This window comes from Pedobacter sp. Leaf250 (assembly GCF_920984735.1).
In the GTDB taxonomy this organism is placed as follows: Bacteria; Bacteroidota; Bacteroidia; order Sphingobacteriales; family Sphingobacteriaceae; genus Pedobacter.
The window spans coordinates 1-20535 of the sequence record NZ_CAKLBU010000032.1 but is presented as its reverse complement, the minus strand read 5'-3'; the positions used below and the strand labels follow the sequence as shown (position 1 = coordinate 20535).

The 20535-nt window shown below is 35.2% G+C and carries 18 protein-coding genes and 2 tRNA genes; 8 read left to right on the top strand and 12 right to left on the bottom strand.

Annotation, left to right across the window (positions count from 1 at the left end):
* Window positions 1–19 precede the first annotated feature (19 nt).
* On the top strand, window positions 20–514 hold the full coding sequence (locus tag LUA91_RS19905) for a hypothetical protein (protein ID WP_231427867.1): 495 nt from the start codon (window positions 20–22) through the stop codon (window positions 512–514).
* A gap of 206 nt (window positions 515–720) precedes the next feature.
* Here the strand turns inward: LUA91_RS19905 and LUA91_RS19900 are convergent, their stop codons facing one another.
* From LUA91_RS19900 to LUA91_RS19885, 4 genes are all read right to left on the bottom strand, one after another.
* A complete protein-coding gene (locus LUA91_RS19900; protein WP_231427866.1) occupies window positions 721–1086 on the bottom strand; it encodes a hypothetical protein in 366 nt (121 codons plus the stop codon).
* Window positions 1087–1153: 67 nt separating this feature from the next.
* The gene (locus LUA91_RS19895; RefSeq protein WP_231427865.1) at window positions 1154–3601 is read right to left on the bottom strand and encodes an outer membrane beta-barrel family protein; all 2448 of its coding nucleotides are present in this window, start codon (window positions 3599–3601) and stop codon (window positions 1154–1156) included.
* A 44-nt stretch (window positions 3602–3645) separates the two neighbouring features.
* The gene (locus tag LUA91_RS19890; protein ID WP_231427864.1) at window positions 3646–5382 is read right to left on the bottom strand and encodes a PspC domain-containing protein; all 1737 of its coding nucleotides are present in this window, start codon (window positions 5380–5382) and stop codon (window positions 3646–3648) included.
* 13 nt (window positions 5383–5395) lie between these two features.
* The gene (locus LUA91_RS19885) at window positions 5396–5731 is read right to left on the bottom strand and encodes a PadR family transcriptional regulator (RefSeq protein WP_116169228.1); all 336 of its coding nucleotides are present in this window, start codon (window positions 5729–5731) and stop codon (window positions 5396–5398) included.
* Window positions 5732–6293: 562 nt separating this feature from the next.
* On the opposite strand from LUA91_RS19885, the gene LUA91_RS19880 reads away from it, so the two are divergent.
* Window positions 6294–7727 (top strand): amino acid permease, encoded by a 1434-nt coding sequence (locus LUA91_RS19880; RefSeq protein WP_231427863.1) that lies wholly within the window; start codon window positions 6294–6296, stop codon window positions 7725–7727.
* Window positions 7728–8030: 303 nt separating this feature from the next.
* On the top strand, window positions 8031–8195 hold the full coding sequence (locus LUA91_RS19875) for a hypothetical protein (protein ID WP_231427862.1): 165 nt from the start codon (window positions 8031–8033) through the stop codon (window positions 8193–8195).
* 14 nt (window positions 8196–8209) lie between these two features.
* Here LUA91_RS19875 and LUA91_RS19870 read toward each other — a convergent pair whose 3' ends face one another.
* The 6 genes from LUA91_RS19870 to recO all read right to left on the bottom strand — a co-directional run bounded on the left by LUA91_RS19870 (window position 8210) and on the right by recO (window position 11817).
* Window positions 8210–9106: an NAD(P)/FAD-dependent oxidoreductase gene (locus LUA91_RS19870; RefSeq protein WP_231427861.1), complete on the bottom strand. Its 897-nt coding sequence runs from the start codon at window positions 9104–9106 to the stop codon at window positions 8210–8212.
* A gap of 70 nt (window positions 9107–9176) precedes the next feature.
* A complete protein-coding gene (locus LUA91_RS19865) occupies window positions 9177–9803 on the bottom strand; it encodes a class I SAM-dependent methyltransferase (RefSeq protein ID WP_231427860.1) in 627 nt (208 codons plus the stop codon).
* 13 nt (window positions 9804–9816) lie between these two features.
* A complete protein-coding gene (locus LUA91_RS19860; protein ID WP_231427859.1) occupies window positions 9817–10728 on the bottom strand; it encodes a hypothetical protein in 912 nt (303 codons plus the stop codon).
* A gap of 98 nt (window positions 10729–10826) precedes the next feature.
* A tRNA-Val gene (locus LUA91_RS19855) sits at window positions 10827–10901 on the bottom strand.
* 52 nt (window positions 10902–10953) lie between these two features.
* A tRNA-Val gene (locus LUA91_RS19850) sits at window positions 10954–11028 on the bottom strand.
* Between the two features lie 63 nt (window positions 11029–11091).
* On the bottom strand, window positions 11092–11817 hold the full coding sequence (recO, locus tag LUA91_RS19845) for a DNA repair protein RecO (RefSeq protein ID WP_231427858.1): 726 nt from the start codon (window positions 11815–11817) through the stop codon (window positions 11092–11094).
* Window positions 11818–11939: 122 nt separating this feature from the next.
* Here recO and LUA91_RS19840 point away from each other — a divergent pair, with 122 nt between their 5' ends.
* On the top strand, window positions 11940–14291 hold the full coding sequence (locus tag LUA91_RS19840) for an RND family transporter (RefSeq protein WP_231427857.1): 2352 nt from the start codon (window positions 11940–11942) through the stop codon (window positions 14289–14291).
* Window positions 14292–14565: 274 nt separating this feature from the next.
* Here LUA91_RS19840 and LUA91_RS19835 read toward each other — a convergent pair whose 3' ends face one another.
* On the bottom strand, window positions 14566–14838 hold the full coding sequence (locus LUA91_RS19835) for an isoleucyl-tRNA synthetase (RefSeq protein ID WP_231427855.1): 273 nt from the start codon (window positions 14836–14838) through the stop codon (window positions 14566–14568).
* Window positions 14835–15023, bottom strand: coding sequence for a hypothetical protein (locus LUA91_RS19830; RefSeq protein WP_231427854.1), 189 nt, complete (start codon window positions 15021–15023; stop codon window positions 14835–14837). Before LUA91_RS19830 ends, LUA91_RS19835 begins: the two co-directional genes overlap by 4 nt.
* A gap of 83 nt (window positions 15024–15106) precedes the next feature.
* Here LUA91_RS19830 and ileS point away from each other — a divergent pair, with 83 nt between their 5' ends.
* From ileS to LUA91_RS19810, 4 genes are all read left to right on the top strand, one after another.
* On the top strand, window positions 15107–18508 hold the full coding sequence (gene ileS, locus LUA91_RS19825; RefSeq protein ID WP_231427853.1) for an isoleucine--tRNA ligase: 3402 nt from the start codon (window positions 15107–15109) through the stop codon (window positions 18506–18508).
* 30 nt (window positions 18509–18538) lie between these two features.
* Window positions 18539–18922, top strand: coding sequence for a TraR/DksA C4-type zinc finger protein (locus tag LUA91_RS19820; protein WP_029286865.1), 384 nt, complete (start codon window positions 18539–18541; stop codon window positions 18920–18922).
* Window positions 18922–19524, top strand: a complete 603-nt coding sequence (locus LUA91_RS19815; protein ID WP_231427852.1) for a lipoprotein signal peptidase — start codon at window positions 18922–18924, stop codon at window positions 19522–19524. The genes LUA91_RS19820 and LUA91_RS19815 overlap by 1 nt, the downstream gene beginning before the upstream one ends.
* Window positions 19525–19902: 378 nt before the next feature.
* The gene (locus tag LUA91_RS19810; protein WP_231427851.1) at window positions 19903–20436 is read left to right on the top strand and encodes a DUF4269 domain-containing protein; all 534 of its coding nucleotides are present in this window, start codon (window positions 19903–19905) and stop codon (window positions 20434–20436) included.
* Window positions 20437–20535: the final 99 nt, after the last annotated feature.

The window sequence follows — 20535 nt, the reverse complement described above, 5'->3', positions numbered from 1 at the left end:
AAACTTAATTCATCTCAAAATGGACAAACTCTTACCAATCATTATACCGGGAACCATAGGTATTCTGGGTGCCATTTTAGCCATAATGATTAACAGATATTTCGACAAACGAAATAAGCTACTGGCAAGTAAAAGAGAGCAACTGGAGAAAATTTTCGCACCACTTGAAATCCTATCAAAAGTAAACAAACAAGAATTTAAAAGATTTTTTGCCAATAACAGTCCTGATGTGGCAGAGAAAGAATTTATTGAGAAAAGCATTTGGTATCCTAATAATTTGGAGATTAAGAAAATCATCATGACCCAATCGCACTTACTTGCAGAAATGCCACAAGAATTATTAGATCTTCTCGAACATATTAATTTGTGGCTATTTGTTTATGAATCAAAATACGATAAAAAAACGCATCAGAATGCTGTTTTCGCTGGACCAAAAGGTAAGCCTTATCCCACAGGCGCAGACGCTTACATTTTTAAAAAAGCAGAAACTTATAGAAAGATATTAAATGAATAAGATGATATATTTATCTGCTGTGCATTTAAAATAAATCTTCAGTATATAATAGATGACTCTACTCAAACTGTTACAGTTTCAAAATTACTATTACCCTATTTTGCTTGCCTGCGTTAGGCATCTGTAGGAAAACCTGTAGTTACTCCCGACCTTTTCGGAAAAGCAATTTCTTAATAGAATATTTTCACTTTAACATTCAACAGTTACTATCTCCCTGTCAATTGTCCCTGAATACCTTCAGTTAATTTCTTTACTTTCATATAACCCGCCGATGAACTGTTCCTCTTATCGAAAACGATTTCCAACCAACCTTTTTTAGCTTTTAAATTAAACTTATCATTACCACTTAAGTTAATCAGCAAATCGATATTTTGATTAAGCGAAAGTTCATTATTTAATGCGCTATCTAAATATTTTTCTATTTTATCGGTTTTAGCTTCATCAAATTCTGCAGTAAACTTAAATGTTGTGCTGGTATCTACAGTTTTTAGAGATAAATTTTCTCCTCCTATTTTGCAGCCACAGCTAAATGAAGCCAAAACAATTGCAGTTGCATATAATAATATTTTCATGTTGATCGTATTTAATTGTTCAATAATTTAATAATCAAGGGATTCTGAATTTGGCGTCAAAGCAGAGTTAAGACCCTGCTCTATTTTTAATATCTTCTGTAGCCGTATTTCTAGATCTTGCCGACTTTACATTTTGGTTTCCAAAAACGTAGCTAATGCTAAAATTTGCTCTTCGGCTGGTGTAGCGATTGGTTACAGTCATGTTTACATTTTGATAAATCAAACTTCCTGCCCAATAGTTGGTCAAGAAAATATCATCCATATTCAATCTAAGCTTAAGTTTTTTATTTAGCATACTTTTCTGAATGCCTGCATTAAACGCATATTGTGTAATGGTTGTACGTTCTACGCCCGAAACCCGTGGTGTGTTTAGCCAGAAATTAATTTCTACACTAAAATTTTGAGGCAAAGTAAACGAGTGCGAACTAAACAAATTTACTGCTGCCTGCCCTGCACTGTATGCCCCACCTTCTAAATTGCCATCTTCGAATTTACTGTAATAGATACTGGCGTTATTTTGCACACTCCACCATTTAGCAATTTTAACAGGTACATAAACACCAGCCGAAAAATTTTGAAAGCGTCCTAAATTCTGACGGATTACATTGATTACCCTTGTTTCATCATTTTGCTGACTGATTTGGGTAATCATGTCTCGGGTATCAGAATAACCTAACGTTAAAGATGCTTGTTTGTAACTATAATTGATTTCGAAATTATTGGTAAACTGAGGCTTCAAATACGGATTGCCCTGGTCTAACGCCAATGGATCCATATAAAAAACAAAAGGATTTAGTTGTTGATAATTGGGACGATCTACTCTTCTGCTATACGAATATCGGATATTGTGGTTCTCGCTTATTTTCTGGTTCAAGAATGTGGTAGGAAATAATGATAGATAATTTCTATCAACTTCTTTATTATCGGTAACTGAATTTCCATTTGAATGCGTATGCTCGACCCTTAAACCAATCTGAATCTGCCACATTTTCCACTCTTTTAAGAAATTTGCATATGCTGCATTGATATTCTCTTTGTAAACGAAATTGTTCGATTTTCCTAAATCATTTTGCCAAACGCCCGATAGAAATTGTTCTGAAAGAAAATCATTATTGGTTACAACATAACTACTTTTTAAACCTGTTTCAATTTTCATGGATTTAGAAAGTGGAAGTGTTAAATCTGTTTTGGCTGCATAAACATTAATTTTTGCATCTGTGGTATTTCGCAAACTCGTTTGGTTGGTAGAATTGCCTCCGGCATTCAAATAATTCGCAAGAAAATTCTCTTCTTTTTCGTTGCTGAAGCCCGAATAATCCATATCAAAAGTTAAGCTCTTCCCGTTTTTATTAAAATCGTGTTTGATGTTGAAATTTGCCGTTAAGTTACTTGCTGGCGAAGTAGAATAAGCATCTTGTAAAATAGCGCTTAAGGTTGAAGTTCCATTTTGTATTGCATTGATGTTTGTTTTGCTAAAATTATCAAGTTTGGTTTTAACCGTATTTGCATCCAACATTACACCAAAAACAGTTTTATCAGATGCATAATAATCTGTGCCCAGTTTTCCCTGAAAACCTATTCCCTTATTCTTCCGGTCGAAGTTTTGCGTTAAAGAACTTGCCAAACCGTTTGATAAAGTAGTTCGGTTTAAATATGTGTTATTAAAATTTGATTTTCTGGCCATAGCGCCATTTCCGAAAATATTCCATTTTCCTTCGCGATGATTTAAATTTAAATTAACACCAGCCCGGTATAAATCAGTTGGCGAATCAGGCATAATCCCTTGCCCACCATTAAAAGAAACTGTTCCATTTGTGCCGTAAGCTTTGTTTCGTTTCAGTTTGATATTAATAATCCCTGCATTACCTGCTGCATCGTATTTTGATGATGGATTGGTAATCAATTCAATCGTCGAAATTTGCTCCGCACTCATGTTGCTGAGCAAAGCAGTAACATCAGCACCTGACAAAAAGTTGGTTTTGCCATCAATCATTACTAAAACCCCAGTTTTATTATTCAATTTAATCTGATCACTTTGTCGATCGATCTGTACGCCGGGTGCTTTTTCCAAAACTTCAAGCGCCGTTCCTCCGGTTGCTGTAATGCTATTTTCAACATTTAAAACAGTTTTATCAATCTGATGCTCAATAAATGGCTTCTTTCCTGAAATACTAACTTCTTTCAGCTGTTTTGTTAAACTCTCAATACTGATATCTGGCATTTTTAAATCTGAATTCAGAGAGAATTTTTCAGTTTTCTTTGCTTTATAACCAACCATCGAAATTGATAACAGGTAATTTCCACTTTTTAATTCGCTTATTTCATACAAGCCATCCTGATTGGAATAAACAGTTTTAACCATGCTGGTATCTGGAAGATTCAGCACCCTGATAATTGCAAATGGCACACCCACAGCTTTTTCATGAACAATTTTCCCTTTAATTTTATGAAAATTTTGGGCAAAGGAAGCCCCACATACCATTAGGCATGCCATAAGCATTAATAATATTTTCATGATTTTCTCTTAATCCCTTTAGGGCAAATTAAAACGCAAGTGGTTTAATCTTTATCTATACCTAATTGTTCTTTCACCTCATTTATCCTGTTTGATACAGAATCTTGATAAATGCTATCCGCAGTTCTATCTTTTTGCAAAAATTCCAGGTCGATAAGTTCCTTTCTCAGTTTCTTATTTTTTACAGCTTCCTCTTTTAATTGAGCAATGCATTTCAAACCATCCTCAGTCATAATCCAGGTGCTGTAATCGTTTTTATCATTTTCGATATCGCCACATTCCCAGGTTCCATAATTATTTAAATACCTGTACGTATCTTCTTTCAAAATCACCTTTGTACCAACCGGAATTTCTAACCTCAAGCGGACTTCTTGATTTCTCCAAATGGTTCCTTTACGAAGTTGAAAACGCGGATTAAATACAATGGTCGAGTCTTTTAGCGCATATCGGTAATCTATATTCTGTGCATTTTGTAAAGCGCTTTGAAAGGTTTTACCTTGCGATTCATATTTCTGTGTTAGGCGTGTGGCACCGGTTGCGCTCTTCTCAATATCGATACGGATATTATTTGGCATAATGAAAGGTCCGTTTTCAAAATCATCGGTTACAATTTGTCTTCTTTCATTGGCATCAATGCGGTATTTGATACTATCTTCTTTACTAAAATATTTGCTTCTGTCGATATCAATTACATAAGTTTTGTTCAATTTTAAATCCGAAGTTTGAGTTAATTCTGCATGTTGTTTAAATTCTGAAGATATTTTGGCTGCATGATAACCTGCCATTGCAACCCCAACCAACCAAATAATTAATAAAGCGAAAGAAAGGGTTTTATTAATGGCCAGTTTATTAAAAGCAACACGAACAGAAAATAATACAAGTGCTAAAACGGGCACAAAAAATACAATGAATGCACTAAATAATATAATGCCTCTATTACTTTCATCTACAATAGAGAATGGGAAATATTCATAAACACTCGAATCCCAAAACCCTTGAAATGCTGCAAAACTAATGATTAGCGACAGCAAAAACAGCACACCAAATAACACAATAAAACCTGCAATAACCTTAAATATCACTTTTCCGGTACCAGAAATAAAGCGACCGAGCCATTCAAAAAATTCGCCAATAAATATGCCTATTTGTCCAAATATAGAACCGGTGTGTTTGCCAGCAATAGCTAAACCTTCTTTAACAGCTAATAGTTCTTCGTCTAAATTTTTCTGAAAACCTTGCAAGTTGGCAGGTTCACCTTTCATTTCCATTCTTTCGATACGCGATTTTGCTTTTGGCATAATAATCCAAAGGATTGCATATATTAACAGGCCGGCACCACCTAAAAACAGTGAAAGTAAAGCAGCAATGCGAATCCATTTTGCTTCGGTATTAACATAATGCGCTATGCCCGAACAAACACCAGCAATTACACGCTCATCCATATCGCGGTATAATTTTTTTTCTGCATGGTATTGATAGTTGTTGGTTACTACAGGCTCTTCTTCATTTTCTTCTGCACCATCGAAATCCTGTACACGCCCCATTTGAGCAATAACAGCATTTACGTTATTGGCATCAACAACTTGCTTTTTCTCTGCTTCCAATTGCTCGGTTAACAACTCGGCAATTCGGTTTTCGATATCAGTTACAATTTCCAAATCGTCGGCATGATTAACGAAATGTTGTTTTACTTCGTTTAAATAAACCTTTAAGAGTTCGTAGGCACTTTCTTCAATGTGAATAATCGTGTTTCCTATATTTATGATGATGGTCTTTTCCATTTCCGTTTTTAAATTATGATTTGGCTCCTTCTTGTGAAACACCTACAGCATAAGCCAATTCTTGCCAGGTTTGATCTAATTGAGATAAAATATCCTTTCCAACTTCGGTTAAGGTATAATATTTACGGGGCGGGCCTGAGGTAGATTCTACCCAGTTGTAGCTTAACAAACCGTTGTTTTTAAGCCTGGTTAGTAATGGATATAATGTGCCCTCAACCACCAACAGTTTTGCCGACCTTAATTCAGCAATAATATCCGAGGCATAAATTTCGCCACGTGAGATGATTGATAAAACACAGTACTCCAGAATTCCCTTCCGCATTTGTGTTTGCGTATTTTCTGCTATCATAATACAAAGATATATGTTTTATATTGTACTATGCAATACATAGTACTAAAATAAATTTAAATTAATTTATAACAAATTGATTTTAAGGTAATTAATTTTTAATCGCCAGTATTAAAGGGAGTGATTCATAATAAATAATGCTGTTTTTTTTGAAAAGCAAATACAGAAATTCTTCGGTTTCTAACTTCCCGCTATCGCCTATAGTCCCAATTTTGGAAGAAAAATTGGGCGCTATTTGGCTCTATCGGGTTTAGATCGGTTGGATATGTGTAAGAAACTAGCTGTTATTTGTTCGCAGTAAAAACGTATCGCATTAGATCATTTTGGTGTCTGCACGCTATCGCTTTAGGATCCCCGCATACGCGAGGATGACGACGGATCAGCAAATGCCGTTATGCCACACAGGTGGAAATCTTAAAGCGATCGCTACTCTCGGCAATACGCCATTCATAACTCCTAAAATTCACTACATATAACAGCAAAAAATTAAGCACAAACAATTCACTACAAATACCATAGAATTAATATATTTTAATAATTTTGTAACATTATAACTTCATTCATGAAAAAATCTATTGCCAGCATTGTTGCTGAAGCAAACGAAAGCGGCGAGGGAACGCTGAAAAGAACCTTAGGGCCAATTAATTTGATTTTAATTGGTGTTGGTTTAACCCTTGGAGCAGGCTTATTTTCCATTACTGGTTTAGCTGCCGCCAATCATTCTGGTCCGGCAGTAACATTATCATTTGTAATTGCAGCTTTGGGTTGTGGTTTTGCTGCACTTTGTTACGCAGAATTTGCCTCAATGATCCCCGTTGCCGGTAGTGCGTATACCTATTCATACGCTACCATGGGTGAGCTTTTTGCCTGGATTATAGGCTGGGATTTAGTGCTCGAATATTCGGTAGGTTGCGCAACAGTTGCCATTAGCTGGTCACAGTATTTAACCCGGTTTTTAGGGAGTTTAGGAATTTATCTACCTCCTCAACTTACACTCTCTCCATTCGAAACCGCAAAACTTGCTGATGGTTCTACGGTTAACGGAATCATCAATATCCCAGCCGCAATGGTGGTAGTTTTAATGACAGCTATCTTAATCCGCGGAACCAAAGGGTCTGCAATCGTAAACGGAATCATCGTATTTTTAAAAGTGGGTGTGGTTCTGGTTTTCATTGCACTCGGTTGGCAGTATATCGATCCTGCAAATTACCATCCATACATTCCAGAAAACACGGGTACATTCGGGCAGTTTGGCTGGAGCGGTATTTTGCGTGGAGCGGGATTGGTTTTCTTTGTTTTTATTGGTTTTGATGCAGTTGCAGCTTCCGCACAAGAAACCAAAAATCCTGGAAGGGATTTACCAATAGGGATTATTGGATCGTTATTGGTGTGTACAGTTTTGTTTGGATTATTTGGTCATGTAATGACGGGTTTGGCCAACTACAAAGAGTTTGCAAACAGTGGTGCACCAGTTGCCATTGCCATCGAAAAAACTCCTTATGGCTGGTTAAGTCAGGCGATTATACTGGCGATTTTAATTGGCTATACTTCAGTAATTTTAATTGATTTGATGGCGCAGTCACGAATGTTCTACTCCATTAGTAAAGATGGATTACTTCCAAAGATGTTTTCTGATGTGCATTCAAAATTTAAAACGCCATGGAAATCTAACATCATCCTGTGCATTTTTATAGCTTTATTCGCAGCTTTTGTACCTATGAATGTTGTTGGCGAAATGACAAGTATTGGAACATTATTGGCTTTTTTAATGGTTTGCGTTGGCATATTAATACTTCGCAAAACAGATCCTGAAGCTAAACGTCCGTTTAGGGTTCCCTGGGTTCCAGTGATTCCAATTTTGGGAATTTTAACTTGCGTGGCCATGATGGTATTTTTACCTGCTGATACCTGGATACGTTTAGTAGTATGGCTTGCCATTGGTTTAGCCATTTATTTCTTTTATGGGAAAAAGCATAGCAAACTTCGGGAAGAGTAATGATTTGATATTGTGTTTGGCCAAAATTTTTAAAAGTTTTGGCCAAATATTTTAAGTGAAGCAATTAAAAATAGGTTTAATCCAATATAAGGAATTTGAAACCCGCGATTGGACTAATAATCAAAGCGTATTGTTTCTTTTTAAATACAAACCTAATTACTTGTCAATCAACAATTTTACATTACTTAATGTATAAAACGAAATATTTAACAAAAATCACTAAGTTATCCACAATTAAACAATTTTATTAAATTTTGGCTTGGCATTTGAATTAGAAAAATCAACCTTTAAAAACATTTTTCTATGATTATTAAATTAGACACCTCCGTATTCAGGCTTAGCAGGCACAAAACAGAAACTGTTAAAAAAGTTGCAACTCCTTTAACAAGAGAACAATGGATAAATGCAGATAGAATTGTTATCGCAACTATGTTCCTTGCTACAATTGCTGGTGCTATTCTATTTTAAATTTTGATGATTACTCAAAAATCTTCAGAAATCATTTCCTTATTCATCATTACAGCTGCTAACGTTCCACTTGCTGTGATAATGGATAGCGACCGCATTAAGGTTGTACAATCTCCTGCGGCATAAACGCCCTTAGCAGTAGTTTCTTGCTGTTCATCAACTTTTATTGTTTTTAAATCTGTGAGCTCGAAATTCAACTGCGCATCAAAATTAACATGCTGTTCGGTTTCCGATTTGGTGTAAATCGCTTTGAGCGCCAACTCTTCTCCATTTTTAAATCTCACCGCTTTAAGCACACCACCCAAATGAATTAATTCTTCGATTTCATCTGTAATGACCCTAATGGATTTTGATTGAAGTTTTTCCTGTTGTTCAATGGTCAATTTTGAAAAACCGTTAGTTAAGATAGTTAAGTCCTTGTTCCATAAATTTAAATTCTTTGCCATTTCAAAAGCTAGGTCTCCGTTCATTAATAAACCCATTTTTTCATCCTTAACCTCAAAGCCATGGCAATAAGGGCAATGGATTACCGAAATGGCCCAACACTCTTTTAGCCCCTTAATATTTGGCAAAATATCTTTTAAACCAGTGGCCACTAGCAATTTCCGAGCAGTAAAATGTTGTCCATCCTTAAGTTCGACATGGAACAGGTTTAATACTTTTTTTGCCGATACTACCTCCTCATGAAGAAATTCTACAGTTGAATATTTCAGCACATCAGCTTTTGCTTCAGCACTTATTTCAGTGGGCGTTTTCCCATCATGGGTAAGAAAATTGTGTGAGTGTGGCGTTTGTTTATTGCAAGGATTTCCACTATCCACTACCAATACCTTTCTAGTTGCACGTCCCAAAGTAAGAGCAGCAGAAAGTCCGGCATAACTTCCTCCAATAATAATTACATCAAAATTCATATCGTTTTTTCTTCAAAAATGAAAAGAATTAAATTTAAACGCAATATTGTTGCATTAAAGATTTGTCATTTTATTTTTGATAGACAACGGCTTTGATAAAATGCGCATAGTAAAAACGTTCTTCAATTATTTGGTAGCCACCTTTTTCAAAATAAGGATTCATATCAACCAAATTTTTTGCTTCAACTCGAGCCATTAAGTTAAAAAAAGTATACATTAATGTTAGGAAAGGTTTTTTCCACCAATTACCTCCTTTGGTTTGAGTTGTAAAATCGACCATTAACCACAAGCCACTATTATTTAAAGAGAGATGTAATTTTTGAAAGACCTTATGACAGCGTTCTCTGGAAAAATTATCAAAAAGAAACGGAGTGATTATTATATCAAAATGATTATTAATTTCATACTCTTCGATACCTAAATTAATAAATTCAACTTCATTATTGCCATAATTTCTGGCTTTAGAAAGCGATATCATTTTAGCAGAAATTTCGACAAAAGTTATTTTCAAACCCGTTTGATGAAGTTTACCCAATTCTTCTAAAATCCATCCTGTGCCGCCGCCAACAATTAAAATCGAACTATTTGAAGAAATATATTTTAGTTGGTTAGTTTGAGCGTTTACTTGTGATTTACCAAATACCAAACGGCTTAGAAAATCGTAATGTTGCGCTATTTTATCATAGTTATTAATCACTTTATTTTATAAATCAATTTACAAACAGCATACCCACAATTCCGCAAATAGCTTTGAATAGGATTAATCCATCAATAACCATCAAATAGTACAAAATATTTTTTCTGCGGTGCATGGAATAAGCAATGTAAATGGTGAGGATAAATGGAAGAATGTTAAACATCACTTGCGGAAAACCGAACCCTTTATAAGTGGCAAAAATTGCTAATGATAGCAGGCCTATAATTAGTAACGGAATGAGGATGTTAAAGATTGTTTTGCGCAGACCATAACGTACAACAAATGTTCGGAGGTGTTTGTTGGCATCCGTTGGATAATCTTTAATATCAAAAATTATAGCGTTCACAGTGCAAAACATCCAATTTTTGATAAACAGCCATGTCCAAAGCACTGAATCATGATAACCGATTCCTGTTTCAATTTTGAGCATGATGAGCGGCAGAACATTAGCACAGCAAGCCCAAACAAAGCCGATAACGAAAGCCTTTAACCATCCAGTATTACGCAAGTTGAATTTAAGAAATGATCGGGGCAGCAAACCGTAATATAAAGCTGCAGCAATAACTATAATGATTATTGCCGACCAATAGATAATGGGTAAATTTAAAATATTATGAAAATTATCGTACAATAGGTTAACTGCCAATGTAATACAAATCGTAAATAATATACTCTGGCTCTGCTTAATAAATTTTTTATGTTTATAATACCACTGCGTTCGGGGATTTACGGCTGAGGGACTTGTAGATACCTTATTGTAAGCATAGGTATAATATATAGTTGGAGCTAAGAAAAGTAACAGGTAATAATTTAGTGAATTAAAAGGTAAACGCAGTTGAAAAGTCGCCTCTAAAGTTAAGGCTACAGCAAGAATGCCAACAAAGTAGTTCCCAAAAAATATAAAGCGGATTATCTTTCCTAACATCAACCATCATTTTGCATGTGGCAATTTCGGATATAATATTGATTTTATAGATAGAAAAATCATAAAAAAAGCCTTCCAATTTCTTGAAAGGCTTAGTGTGGGAAATGAGGGGTTCGAACCCCCGACCCCCTCGGTGTAAACGAGGTGCTCTGAACCAGCTGAGCTAATTTCCCTTTTTGCAAAGGTGTTTATTTTTATTACACTTTCAAATCCTTGAAAGTAATGTGGGAAATGAGGGGTTCGAACCCCCGACCCCCTCGGTGTAAACGAGGTGCTCTGAACCAGCTGAGCTAATTTCCCTTTCCTTTTGGGAATGCAAATATAGCGCTATAATGTTGTTTCGCAAATCTTTTTTATTTTTTTTCAACTCAACAGCGTTTCCAATATTTTATGCGATAGAACTTCTCCAAAAGAGGCCGTATGTAAGGTGTAGAAAACCAATATCTTATCTAACAAAAATCTCCGCTGCACATTATTCATTTTAATTTCATAAATTCTTTCGAGCGGTGTATTAAATAACGATACAAATCCTTGTGCATCTTCCAATTGAAGATAATTTGCATGAATAGGTAATCTTGAAACAAATTCTCCCTCTTGTAAATCGAAATAAACCTGGTCGGTTCTTCTTTTATCATTTGGAGAAAAACCTAAAAACCGGGTCAATTTTAAAAGAAATGATAAATGAAAATTAGGGTTTAATTCTTCAGTTTCATCAAACCAGGCAACTGAATTAAAAATATAATCAAATAAACTGTCATCCGCAGATTGTTGGCGGATACTTTTATAAAGCACTTCGTTTAAGAAAATGATGATGCTTGTTTTAATCATATCGTAAGGAATACTTTTAAAAACAGGCGTTTGCCGAATTTCAGAGACCCTTTGAATATTGGTATTTGCTTTATGATAAACCACCATATCTAAAAGATGTAGCGACTGAAGCATGTTCATCTTAATTTTTGCTTTCGGTTTTTTTACACCATTTATTAAATAGGATTGCATTCCGAATTTATCTGTCAGAACCTGAACAATTACACTGCTTTCGCTGTAATTGGTGGTTTTTAAAACAATACCTCTGACTTTGTGCAACATGGTAATAAAACATTTTTTCCAAAAGTATGTTATTGTGCAAAATAAATTGGTTAAAAAAACATTCCAACTTATAAATAAGATTAGTTTTGCCCTTATCATTATAATTAAAAACTAGACAACACATGTGGGTTAAGCTATCAAGGTTTATTCTTCAGAACCGTATTGCGATTATTGTATTTTTTGTTCTGGGAACGGTTTTCATGGCATATCAAGCCAAAAACGTAAAGCTATCTTATACAGGAAGTAAAATCCTACCTATAACAGACAGTGCTTTTGTAAAATATAACAATTTCAAAAAAACTTTTGGCGAAGATGGAAGTGTAATGGTTGTTGGTATTCAATCGCCCAATATTTTTAAAAAAGATATTTACAATCAATGGGTTCAGCTTTCAAATGAAATTCAGAAGTTAAAAGGTATAAAAGCAGTTTTATCATCTGGTAAAATTTTTCAATTAGAGAAAGATACCGTAGGGCAAAAGTTTGTACTGAAAGCAATACCGGGAAGTTTGGTGAAAACCGATACTGAAATGGACTCGATTAAAAATACTTTATTCAATACGCCATTTTTTGAAGGCTTAGTTTATAATAAGCAAAATGCCACCTTAATGGCAATTACTTTTGACACTAAAATTTTAAACTCTGCTGAACGAAATCCAATCTTAAGACAGATAGAGGAAAAAGCCAAGGCCTTCCAGGCGAAAACCAAAATTCAGGTTCATATTTCAGGTTTACCTTACATCCGTACAGCGGTTAGCAAATTGGTAAGCAATGAATTTGTATTGTTTTTAGGATTATCGATCTTAGTTTCGGCAATCATTTTACTGATTTTCTTCAGGAAATTTTACGCTGTTTTCTTTCCGATTTTAGTGGTTATCATGGGCGTAATCTGGAGCATTGGAACATTGGTTTTATTTGGATTTGAACTGACTATTTTAACCGGATTGATTCCGCCACTGATTGTAATTATAGGTATTCCGAATAGTATTTTGTTATTAAACAAATACCAAAATGAACTTAGAAAAGATGGTAATCAACAACGTGCCCTAAGCGTAACAATTGAAAGAATTGCTGTTACAACATTAATAGCGAACATTACTGCAGCCATTGGTTTTGGCGTTTTATATTTTACAGGAAGTGAATTATTGATGCAATTTGGTAGCGTGGCATCAATAAATGTGATGATTACCTGGCTAATGTGCCTGTGCTTAATTCCGATTATTTTCAGCTATTTACCTACGCCAAAATTGAAAGCGCAAACCCATGTTGAGGAGGGTTTTCTACACAAATTATTGGTTAAAACTGATCACCTTGTCCAAAATAAAAGTTCTGTAATTTATATTGGCACCATTGTGATTTCCATCATTGCTTTTATTGGTGTAATGAAAATTAACGTGAATGGTTACGTGGTTGATGACTTACCAAAAAGCTCAACAATTTTGACGGATTTAAAATTCTTCGAGAAAAATTTTGAGGGAATTTTACCGTTAGAAGTAAGCGTTGACACCAAGAAAAAGAATGGTGTTTTTAACCTAACGAATTTGAAAAGAATAGAAAAGATGGAAAAAATGATTTCCGCTTATCCAGAATTTTCGCGTTCCATTTCGGTTAATATGGGTTTGAAATATGCAACCCAAGCCTTCTATAACAATGATTCCACGTTTTTTCGCTTGCCAGATAATATGGAAAAAAACTTCATTCTGGCTTATATTGCAAGCGGCGGAAAAGGAAATGCAAGTTTGCTAACCAATTTCGTAAGTAAGGGAAATCAAAGTACCAGAATTAGTTTTCAGATGGCCGATGTTGGCTCTAAACGTTTAGATGCAATTATGGCAGAGCTTAAACCCCGCATCGACAGCATACTACCACCCAATAAATTTGATGTAGAATTAACAGGATCAAGCATTATTTTCTCAAAAGGAACAGATTACATGCTTAAGCACTTGTTTGAAAGCATCGGACTGGCAATCATATTAATTTCGCTTTTACGTTTGGCTCAGTTTAAAAGTTTGGGAATTATGTTTATTTCCTTATTGCCCAATATTGTTCCATTAATTATTACTGCAGGAATTATGGGTTATTTTGGAATTTCCTTAAAGCCATCAACAATTTTAATTTTTACCATTGCTTTTGGCTTGGCCTCAGACCAAACCATCTACTTCTTAACGAGATACCAGCAGGAATTAAATTTAACGAACTTTAGTGTACCAAAAGTAGTTACAGATACGATTACTGAAACTGGTGTAAGCATGACACACATTGCTTTAATCCTCTTCTTTGGTTTTGGTATTTTTACGGCATCTACTTTCGGCGGAACGGTTGTTTTGGGTTTACTCCTATCAATAACCCTATTCGTAGCCTTAATTTTTAATTTAACTCTATTGCCTGCCTTGGTTTTATGGCTGGATAAAAAGAAAATTAGAAAAGTAGTGTCTGATGAGGACTCAGCTAGAAATGCTGGTGAATTTGACCATTAAGCAGCCTGAATATATGAATTTGCCCATGACTTAAGTCATGGGTTGTGTGATATGTTATAGCAATTCGCTGGACAAACGTAGTTTCTTGTTCTATCTGAAGTTATCTAAACCTGATGGCAGCGAGCAAGAGCGAAATTTTTCATTGAGCGATTAAAGCGAACAGCAGGACGGACGTTAAAATGGAATGCAGGTTTTGCTTTTCAAAATCTATTTAAAACTATATAAGGCATTGAAGAAAAGATAAGCTCAGGTTTTATAATTATTAATCTAAGAATTAATCTGTCGCAGGCTTTTTTTCTTCCTCATCTACAGGAATTTCAACTGTTGGGTCTGTAATAATTTCTGCCTGCCCATCGCCATCATCCTTGGCAAAAACAATTGGATATAACATCCAAAGTGCACCAACCATTACTAAAATGCCTGCTAAAATTTGAAAATAACGTGCCCAGCTTACTTCATAAGCCGATAAAATACGGTATGCAATAAACGATAACACTCCAAGAATTAGAACTAGAACGGCTTTTTGTAATTTCAGGAGCTTTATCATGGCGAGTTTTTTTTGAGTTTGATGATATGGACTAAAACAAAGATGAGTCCAATTAGTTCGAGTAAGCCACAGAAATAAAATGAATACAGTACAAAATCTCTATTTTCGGGATTGATAATGGCAACAATTGGCAGCGCAATTACAGCTACAATCATTAACAAGATACCAAGATTAAATAATTTCACATCAAAAGTATTTACACCAAAACTACCAAAATTGAGCGAATTTCTTTAACTTTGCAACCTTAATTTTTTGAGGTACTTAATTGATGTATAGCGAATTTAAACAATTGGACCTTGCCAAAATAGGGCAAGAAATACTGGATTTTTGGAAAGAAGAAAACATCTTTGAAAAGAGCATTTCATCTCGTCCGAAATCTAATCCATTTACTTTTTACGAGGGACCGCCATCTGCCAATGGCATGCCGGGAATTCACCACGTAATGGCTCGTGCTATTAAAGATATTTTTTGCCGCTACAAAACAATTAAGGGTTATCAGGTTAAAAGAAAAGCTGGCTGGGATACTCATGGCCTACCTGTAGAACTTGGTACTGAAAAGGAACTAGGCATTACCAAAGAAGATATTGGTAGAACAATTTCTATTGAAGATTACAACGAAGCCTGTAAAAAAACAGTTATGCGTTACACCGATGTGTGGAACGACTTAACTGAAAAAATGGGTTATTGGGTAGATATGGATGACCCGTATATTACCTACAAATCGAAATATATGGAATCGGTTTGGTGGCTTTTAAAACAGATTTACGATAAAGGCTTAATTTATAAAGGCTACACCATCCAGCCATATTCACCAAAAGCAGGAACTGGTTTAAGCTCTCATGAAGTTAACCAACCTGGTGCTTACCGTGATGTTACTGATACAACAATTGTTGCACAGTTTAAGGCCTTAGTTGATACCTTACCAGCCTTTTTACAAGGATTTGGAGATATTTATTTATTGGCCTGGACCACAACTCCATGGACTTTACCATCGAACACGGCTTTAACTGTAGGCCCGAAAATTGATTATGTTTTAGTCAGAACTTTTAATCAATATACCTTTCTGCCAACCAATGTAATTCTGGCGAAAAACCTTGTTGGAAAGCAATTTAGTAAAGGTTTCTTAGAAAGTAATGAAGCTGAAGATTTTACAAATTTTAAAGCTGGCGATAAGAAAATTCCTTACCAAATTCTTGCTGAATGTAAAGGAAGTGAATTGGTTGGCATTAAATACGAACAACTTTTAACTTACGCTTTACCATATAACAATCCAGAAAACGCTTTCCGAGTAATTTCTGGAGATTTTGTAACCACAGAAGATGGTACCGGTATTGTGCATACTGCGCCAACATTCGGTGCTGATGATGCTAAAGTTGCAAAGGAAGCTGTCCCTGAAATTCCCCCTATGTTGGTAAAGGATGACAATGACATTCTTGTTCCCTTGGTAGATTTGCAAGGAAAATTTACTAAACATGTTGGGCCTTTTGCAGGCAAATATGTAAAAAATGAATATTACAGTGCTGGCGAAGTACCTGAAAAATCGGTTGATGTAGAATTGGCCATTTTATTAAAGGAAGAAAATAAGGCTTTTAAAGTTGAAAAATATGTTCACAGTTATCCGCACAGCTGGAGAACTGATGAGCCGCTTTTATATTACCCTTTGGATTCATGGTTCATCAAGGTTACAGATGTTAAAGACAGAATGTTCGATCTTAATGAAACCATTAACTGGAAACCAAAATCAACAGGTGAAGGTCGTTTCGGTAACTGGTTAAAAAATGCCAACGACTGGAATCTATCCCGTTCAAGATATTGGGGTATTCCTTTGCCAATTTGGAGAACAGAAGATAAAAAAGAAGAAGTTTTAATCGGTTCGGTTGAAGAACTTTATAATGCTATAGAAAAATCTATTGCCGCGGGTTTCCAGAAAGAAAATCCTTTTAAAGGATTCGAAATCGGCAACATGTCTGAAGAGAACTACGATTTAATTGACTTGCATAAAAATGTAGTTGATAAAATTGTTTTAGTTTCTCCATCAGGCAAACCAATGAACCGCGAAAGTGATTTAATTGATGTTTGGTTCGATTCGGGCGCCATGCCTTATGCACAATGGCACTACCCTTTCGAAAACAAAGATACGATTGATGCAAATGAAGATTTTCCCGCAGATTTTATTGCCGAGGGTGTAGATCAAACCCGTGGTTGGTTTTATACATTGCATGCTATTTCTACACTTGTTTTCGATAAGATTGCTTACAAAAACGTCGTATCGAATGGATTGGTTCTGGATAAAAACGGGCAGAAAATGTCTAAACGTTTAGGCAATGCAGCAGACCCTTTCCAAACCATTAACGAATACGGAGCTGATGCAACACGTTGGTACATGATTTCGAACGCAAATCCTTGGGACAACCTTAAGTTTGATATCGAAGGAATTGCTGAAGTTCGCCGTAAATTTTTCGGTACACTTTATAACACTTATGCATTCTTCGCCTTGTATGCTAATATCGATAAGTTTGAAATCGACAAAAATAATTTAAGCAAGGTTGAAGACAGAACGGAATTAGACCGCTGGATTTTATCGTTGCTGCAAACTTTAATCAACGAAGTTGATGAAGCCTACAATGCATATGAACCTACTAAGGCAACACGTGCCATTCAGGCTTTTGTTGATGAGCATTTGAGTAACTGGTACATCAGGTTAAGTCGCCGCCGTTTTTGGAAAGGCGAAATGACAGATGATAAACGAGCAGCTTACGAAACGCTTTATACATGTTTAGAAACTTTAGCACAGCTGATGAGTCCGGTTGCGCCATTCTTTGCCGATTGGTTGTACAGAAACTTAAGTGTAAATGATCAAAATGCAGCACAATCGGTTCACTTAACTTTGTGGAATGAGGCAGATCAAAGTTTAATCGATACTGATTTGAACGAACGTATGGTTTACGCACAAGATATTTCATCTATGGTTTTATCTCTGCGCAAAAAATCGGGCATCAATGTTCGCCAGCCTTTAGAAAAAATCTTAATTCCTTCATTAAGTGGCGATTTCGAACAAAAAATATCAAAAGTAGCTGATTATATTCTTTCAGAAACGAATGTTAAAAATATCGAATTTATTACCGATACATATGGCATCGTAAAGAAAAAGCTTAAACCTAATTTCAAATCCTTAGGTAAGAAAGTGGGTAAAGATATGAGTTTGGTTAAACAGGCCTTGGAAAATTCCAACCAGGATGATATTCAACGTTTAGAAAATGACGGATTTATTATCGTAGTTGGAAGCAGTGGCGAAGAGTTTACCATTAACCTAAATGATGATGTTGAAGTTTTTGCTGAAGATATTCCAGGTTGGCAGGTTACTAATTTAGGCAGCTTAACTGTGGCTTTGGATGTAACCATTACCGAAGAATTGAAACAAGAAGGAATTTCTCGTGAGTTGGTTAACAGAATTCAAAACTTACGTAAGGAATTAAACTTCGAAGTAACCGATAGAATTAAGGTTACTTTACAAAATGATAACCTTGTTGCCAATGCGGTTGCTAAAAACAAGGCTTACATTTGCGCAGAAATTTTAGCAGACGAATTAGAATTAAAAGATACTGTAATAGATGCAAACAAAATCACTATCGATGATGTTGAATTAAGCATTTCAGTATCTAAAATATAAATCCATATATTAGAAAACTAAATTAAAAACATGGAAAACAGTAACAAAACACGCTACTCAGACAGTGAACTTCAGGAATTTAAAGAATTAATTCAAGATAAATTACGCAGTTCTAAAGAAGAACTTAATGCATTAACATCTTCATTAAGCAACCCAAATGCAAACGGAACAGAAGATACATCTGGTGCTTATAAAACATTAGAAGATGGTTCTGCAACGATGGAAAAAGAGCAAATCAATCAGTTAGCTGCCCGCCAGAAAAAATTTATTGATAACCTTGAAAACGCATTGGTTCGTATCGAAAACAAAACTTATGGTATTTGCCGCGAAACAGGTAAATTAATTCAAAAAGAACGTTTACGTGCGGTTCCTCACGCTACTTTGAGCATGGAAGCTAAATTAAAGCAGAGTTAATGAAAGGCTATACAAAACCTTTATTAGTTATCTTTTTAGTTTTACTTGCCGACCAAGTACTAAAAACGTGGATTAAAACCCACATGTATCTTGGTCAGGAATTTAACATTATTGGTAAGTGGTTTATCATTCATTTCACCGAAAATAATGGAATGGCTTTTGGAATGGAATTCGGTGGAGAATTTGGAAAATTAGCTTTATCATTATTTCGTATTGCTGCAGTTGCAGGTATTGGCTACGGCTTGCATTATTTAATTAAGCACAAATATCACCGTGGTTTAATCTTAAATGTAGCCCTTATTTTTGCAGGTGCTTTAGGAAACATTATTGATTCTGTATTTTACGGAAAAATTTATGGCTACGAAAGTTGGTTTCATGGACGCGTTGTAGATATGCTCTACTTCCCGATTGCAGAAGGTCATTTCCCGAGTTGGATTCCAATTTGGGGCGGTGATGAATTTGTTTTTTTCAGACCCGTTTTTAACCTGGCTGATGCCGCAATTTCGGTTGGTGTGATACTTATACTAATCTTCCAGAAGAACTACTTCAAAGAAGATGTAAAGGATGATGTCAATATCAACAGTGAAATTGTAGAAGATTAAAAGAATTACGATTTCAGACTTACGATTTACGATTTAGCATAACGTATACTTTACTAAAAATATGATTAGCCCAGTTCTTAATTGAAGTGGGCTTTTTTTTTAGTCAGTCCTCATTGCTAGGCACAAAGCAATCTTAAAGCATTCTTCCTAAATCTATCAAACTAACATTGTTTCTTCCCATCTCACGATAATAGGATTAATAATATTTTGAAAAGCAAATCCACTACCAAAATCAATGTCTCTCCCCGCTATCCTTACTGCCAATGAAGCTTATACTTTAACCATCTTTCTGCTAAAAAACAATGAAAGAATTGAAACGCATTGGCATTCATACTATCGGGTTTATTAACTTTGGATTCTGCAAGAAACAAAATTTGTATGGATCCAAACCCAAACTTTCTCAACATATCATATTTAAAAACAGGAAACAAAAGGCAGCAAAAAGCTTATCAAGTTTTAAATGATCATGCTATTTTAGAAAAGCTAAATCACTACACTCCTATTTTAGTTGGCACCATTCCAATTAACGTTGATATCGAAAGCAGCGACCTTGATATCATCTGTTATGTTAAAGACAAAGAAGAATTTGTCAATACCTTACAAATCCATTTTCAAAATGAAAAAGGGTTTATTATCACAAAAAATTCAGTTTTCAATTCTATAAAAGCAAACTTCTTTATTGATAATTTTGAAATCGAAATTTTTGGTCAAAACATTCTAACACAAGAACAAAATGCATATCGCCACATGCTTATTGAGCACAAGTTACTATTAGAAAACGGAGAAAAATTTAGGTTAAAGGTTATTGAATTAAAGAAACAAGGTTTTAAAACCGAACCAGCTTTCGCAAAGCTATTGGGGCTAGAAGGGGATGCTTATGAGCAACTTTTGAAGTTAGATGCATATTTGTAAGTTCGTTAGTCTTTGCGAGGCACGAAGTAATCTTAAAAGTGTAGGTTAGGCTAACAAAGCATTGAGATTGCTTCGTACCTCACAAGGACGATAATCGAA

Excerpts from the sequence above, each read along its gene's own strand:
- LUA91_RS19905 (WP_231427867.1), top strand. The coding sequence starts at position 20 with ATGGACAAACTCTTACCAATCATTATACCGGGAACCATAGGTATTCTG.
- LUA91_RS19900 (WP_231427866.1), bottom strand. The coding sequence starts at position 1,086 with ATGAAAATATTATTATATGCAACTGCAATTGTTTTGGCTTCATTTAGC.
- LUA91_RS19895 (WP_231427865.1), bottom strand. The coding sequence starts at position 3,601 with ATGAAAATATTATTAATGCTTATGGCATGCCTAATGGTATGTGGGGCT.
- LUA91_RS19890 (WP_231427864.1), bottom strand. The coding sequence starts at position 5,382 with ATGGAAAAGACCATCATCATAAATATAGGAAACACGATTATTCACATT.
- LUA91_RS19885 (WP_116169228.1), bottom strand. The coding sequence starts at position 5,731 with ATGATAGCAGAAAATACGCAAACACAAATGCGGAAGGGAATTCTGGAG.
- LUA91_RS19880 (WP_231427863.1), top strand. The coding sequence starts at position 6,294 with ATGAAAAAATCTATTGCCAGCATTGTTGCTGAAGCAAACGAAAGCGGC.
- LUA91_RS19875 (WP_231427862.1), top strand. The coding sequence starts at position 8,031 with ATGATTATTAAATTAGACACCTCCGTATTCAGGCTTAGCAGGCACAAA.
- LUA91_RS19870 (WP_231427861.1), bottom strand. The coding sequence starts at position 9,106 with ATGAATTTTGATGTAATTATTATTGGAGGAAGTTATGCCGGACTTTCT.
- LUA91_RS19860 (WP_231427859.1), bottom strand. The coding sequence starts at position 10,728 with ATGTTAGGAAAGATAATCCGCTTTATATTTTTTGGGAACTACTTTGTT.
- recO (WP_231427858.1), bottom strand. The coding sequence starts at position 11,817 with ATGTTGCACAAAGTCAGAGGTATTGTTTTAAAAACCACCAATTACAGC.
- LUA91_RS19840 (WP_231427857.1), top strand. The coding sequence starts at position 11,940 with ATGTGGGTTAAGCTATCAAGGTTTATTCTTCAGAACCGTATTGCGATT.
- LUA91_RS19835 (WP_231427855.1), bottom strand. The coding sequence starts at position 14,838 with ATGATAAAGCTCCTGAAATTACAAAAAGCCGTTCTAGTTCTAATTCTT.
- ileS (WP_231427853.1), top strand. The coding sequence starts at position 15,107 with ATGTATAGCGAATTTAAACAATTGGACCTTGCCAAAATAGGGCAAGAA.
- LUA91_RS19820 (WP_029286865.1), top strand. The coding sequence starts at position 18,539 with ATGGAAAACAGTAACAAAACACGCTACTCAGACAGTGAACTTCAGGAA.
- LUA91_RS19815 (WP_231427852.1), top strand. The coding sequence starts at position 18,922 with ATGAAAGGCTATACAAAACCTTTATTAGTTATCTTTTTAGTTTTACTT.
- LUA91_RS19810 (WP_231427851.1), top strand. The coding sequence starts at position 19,903 with ATGGATCCAAACCCAAACTTTCTCAACATATCATATTTAAAAACAGGA.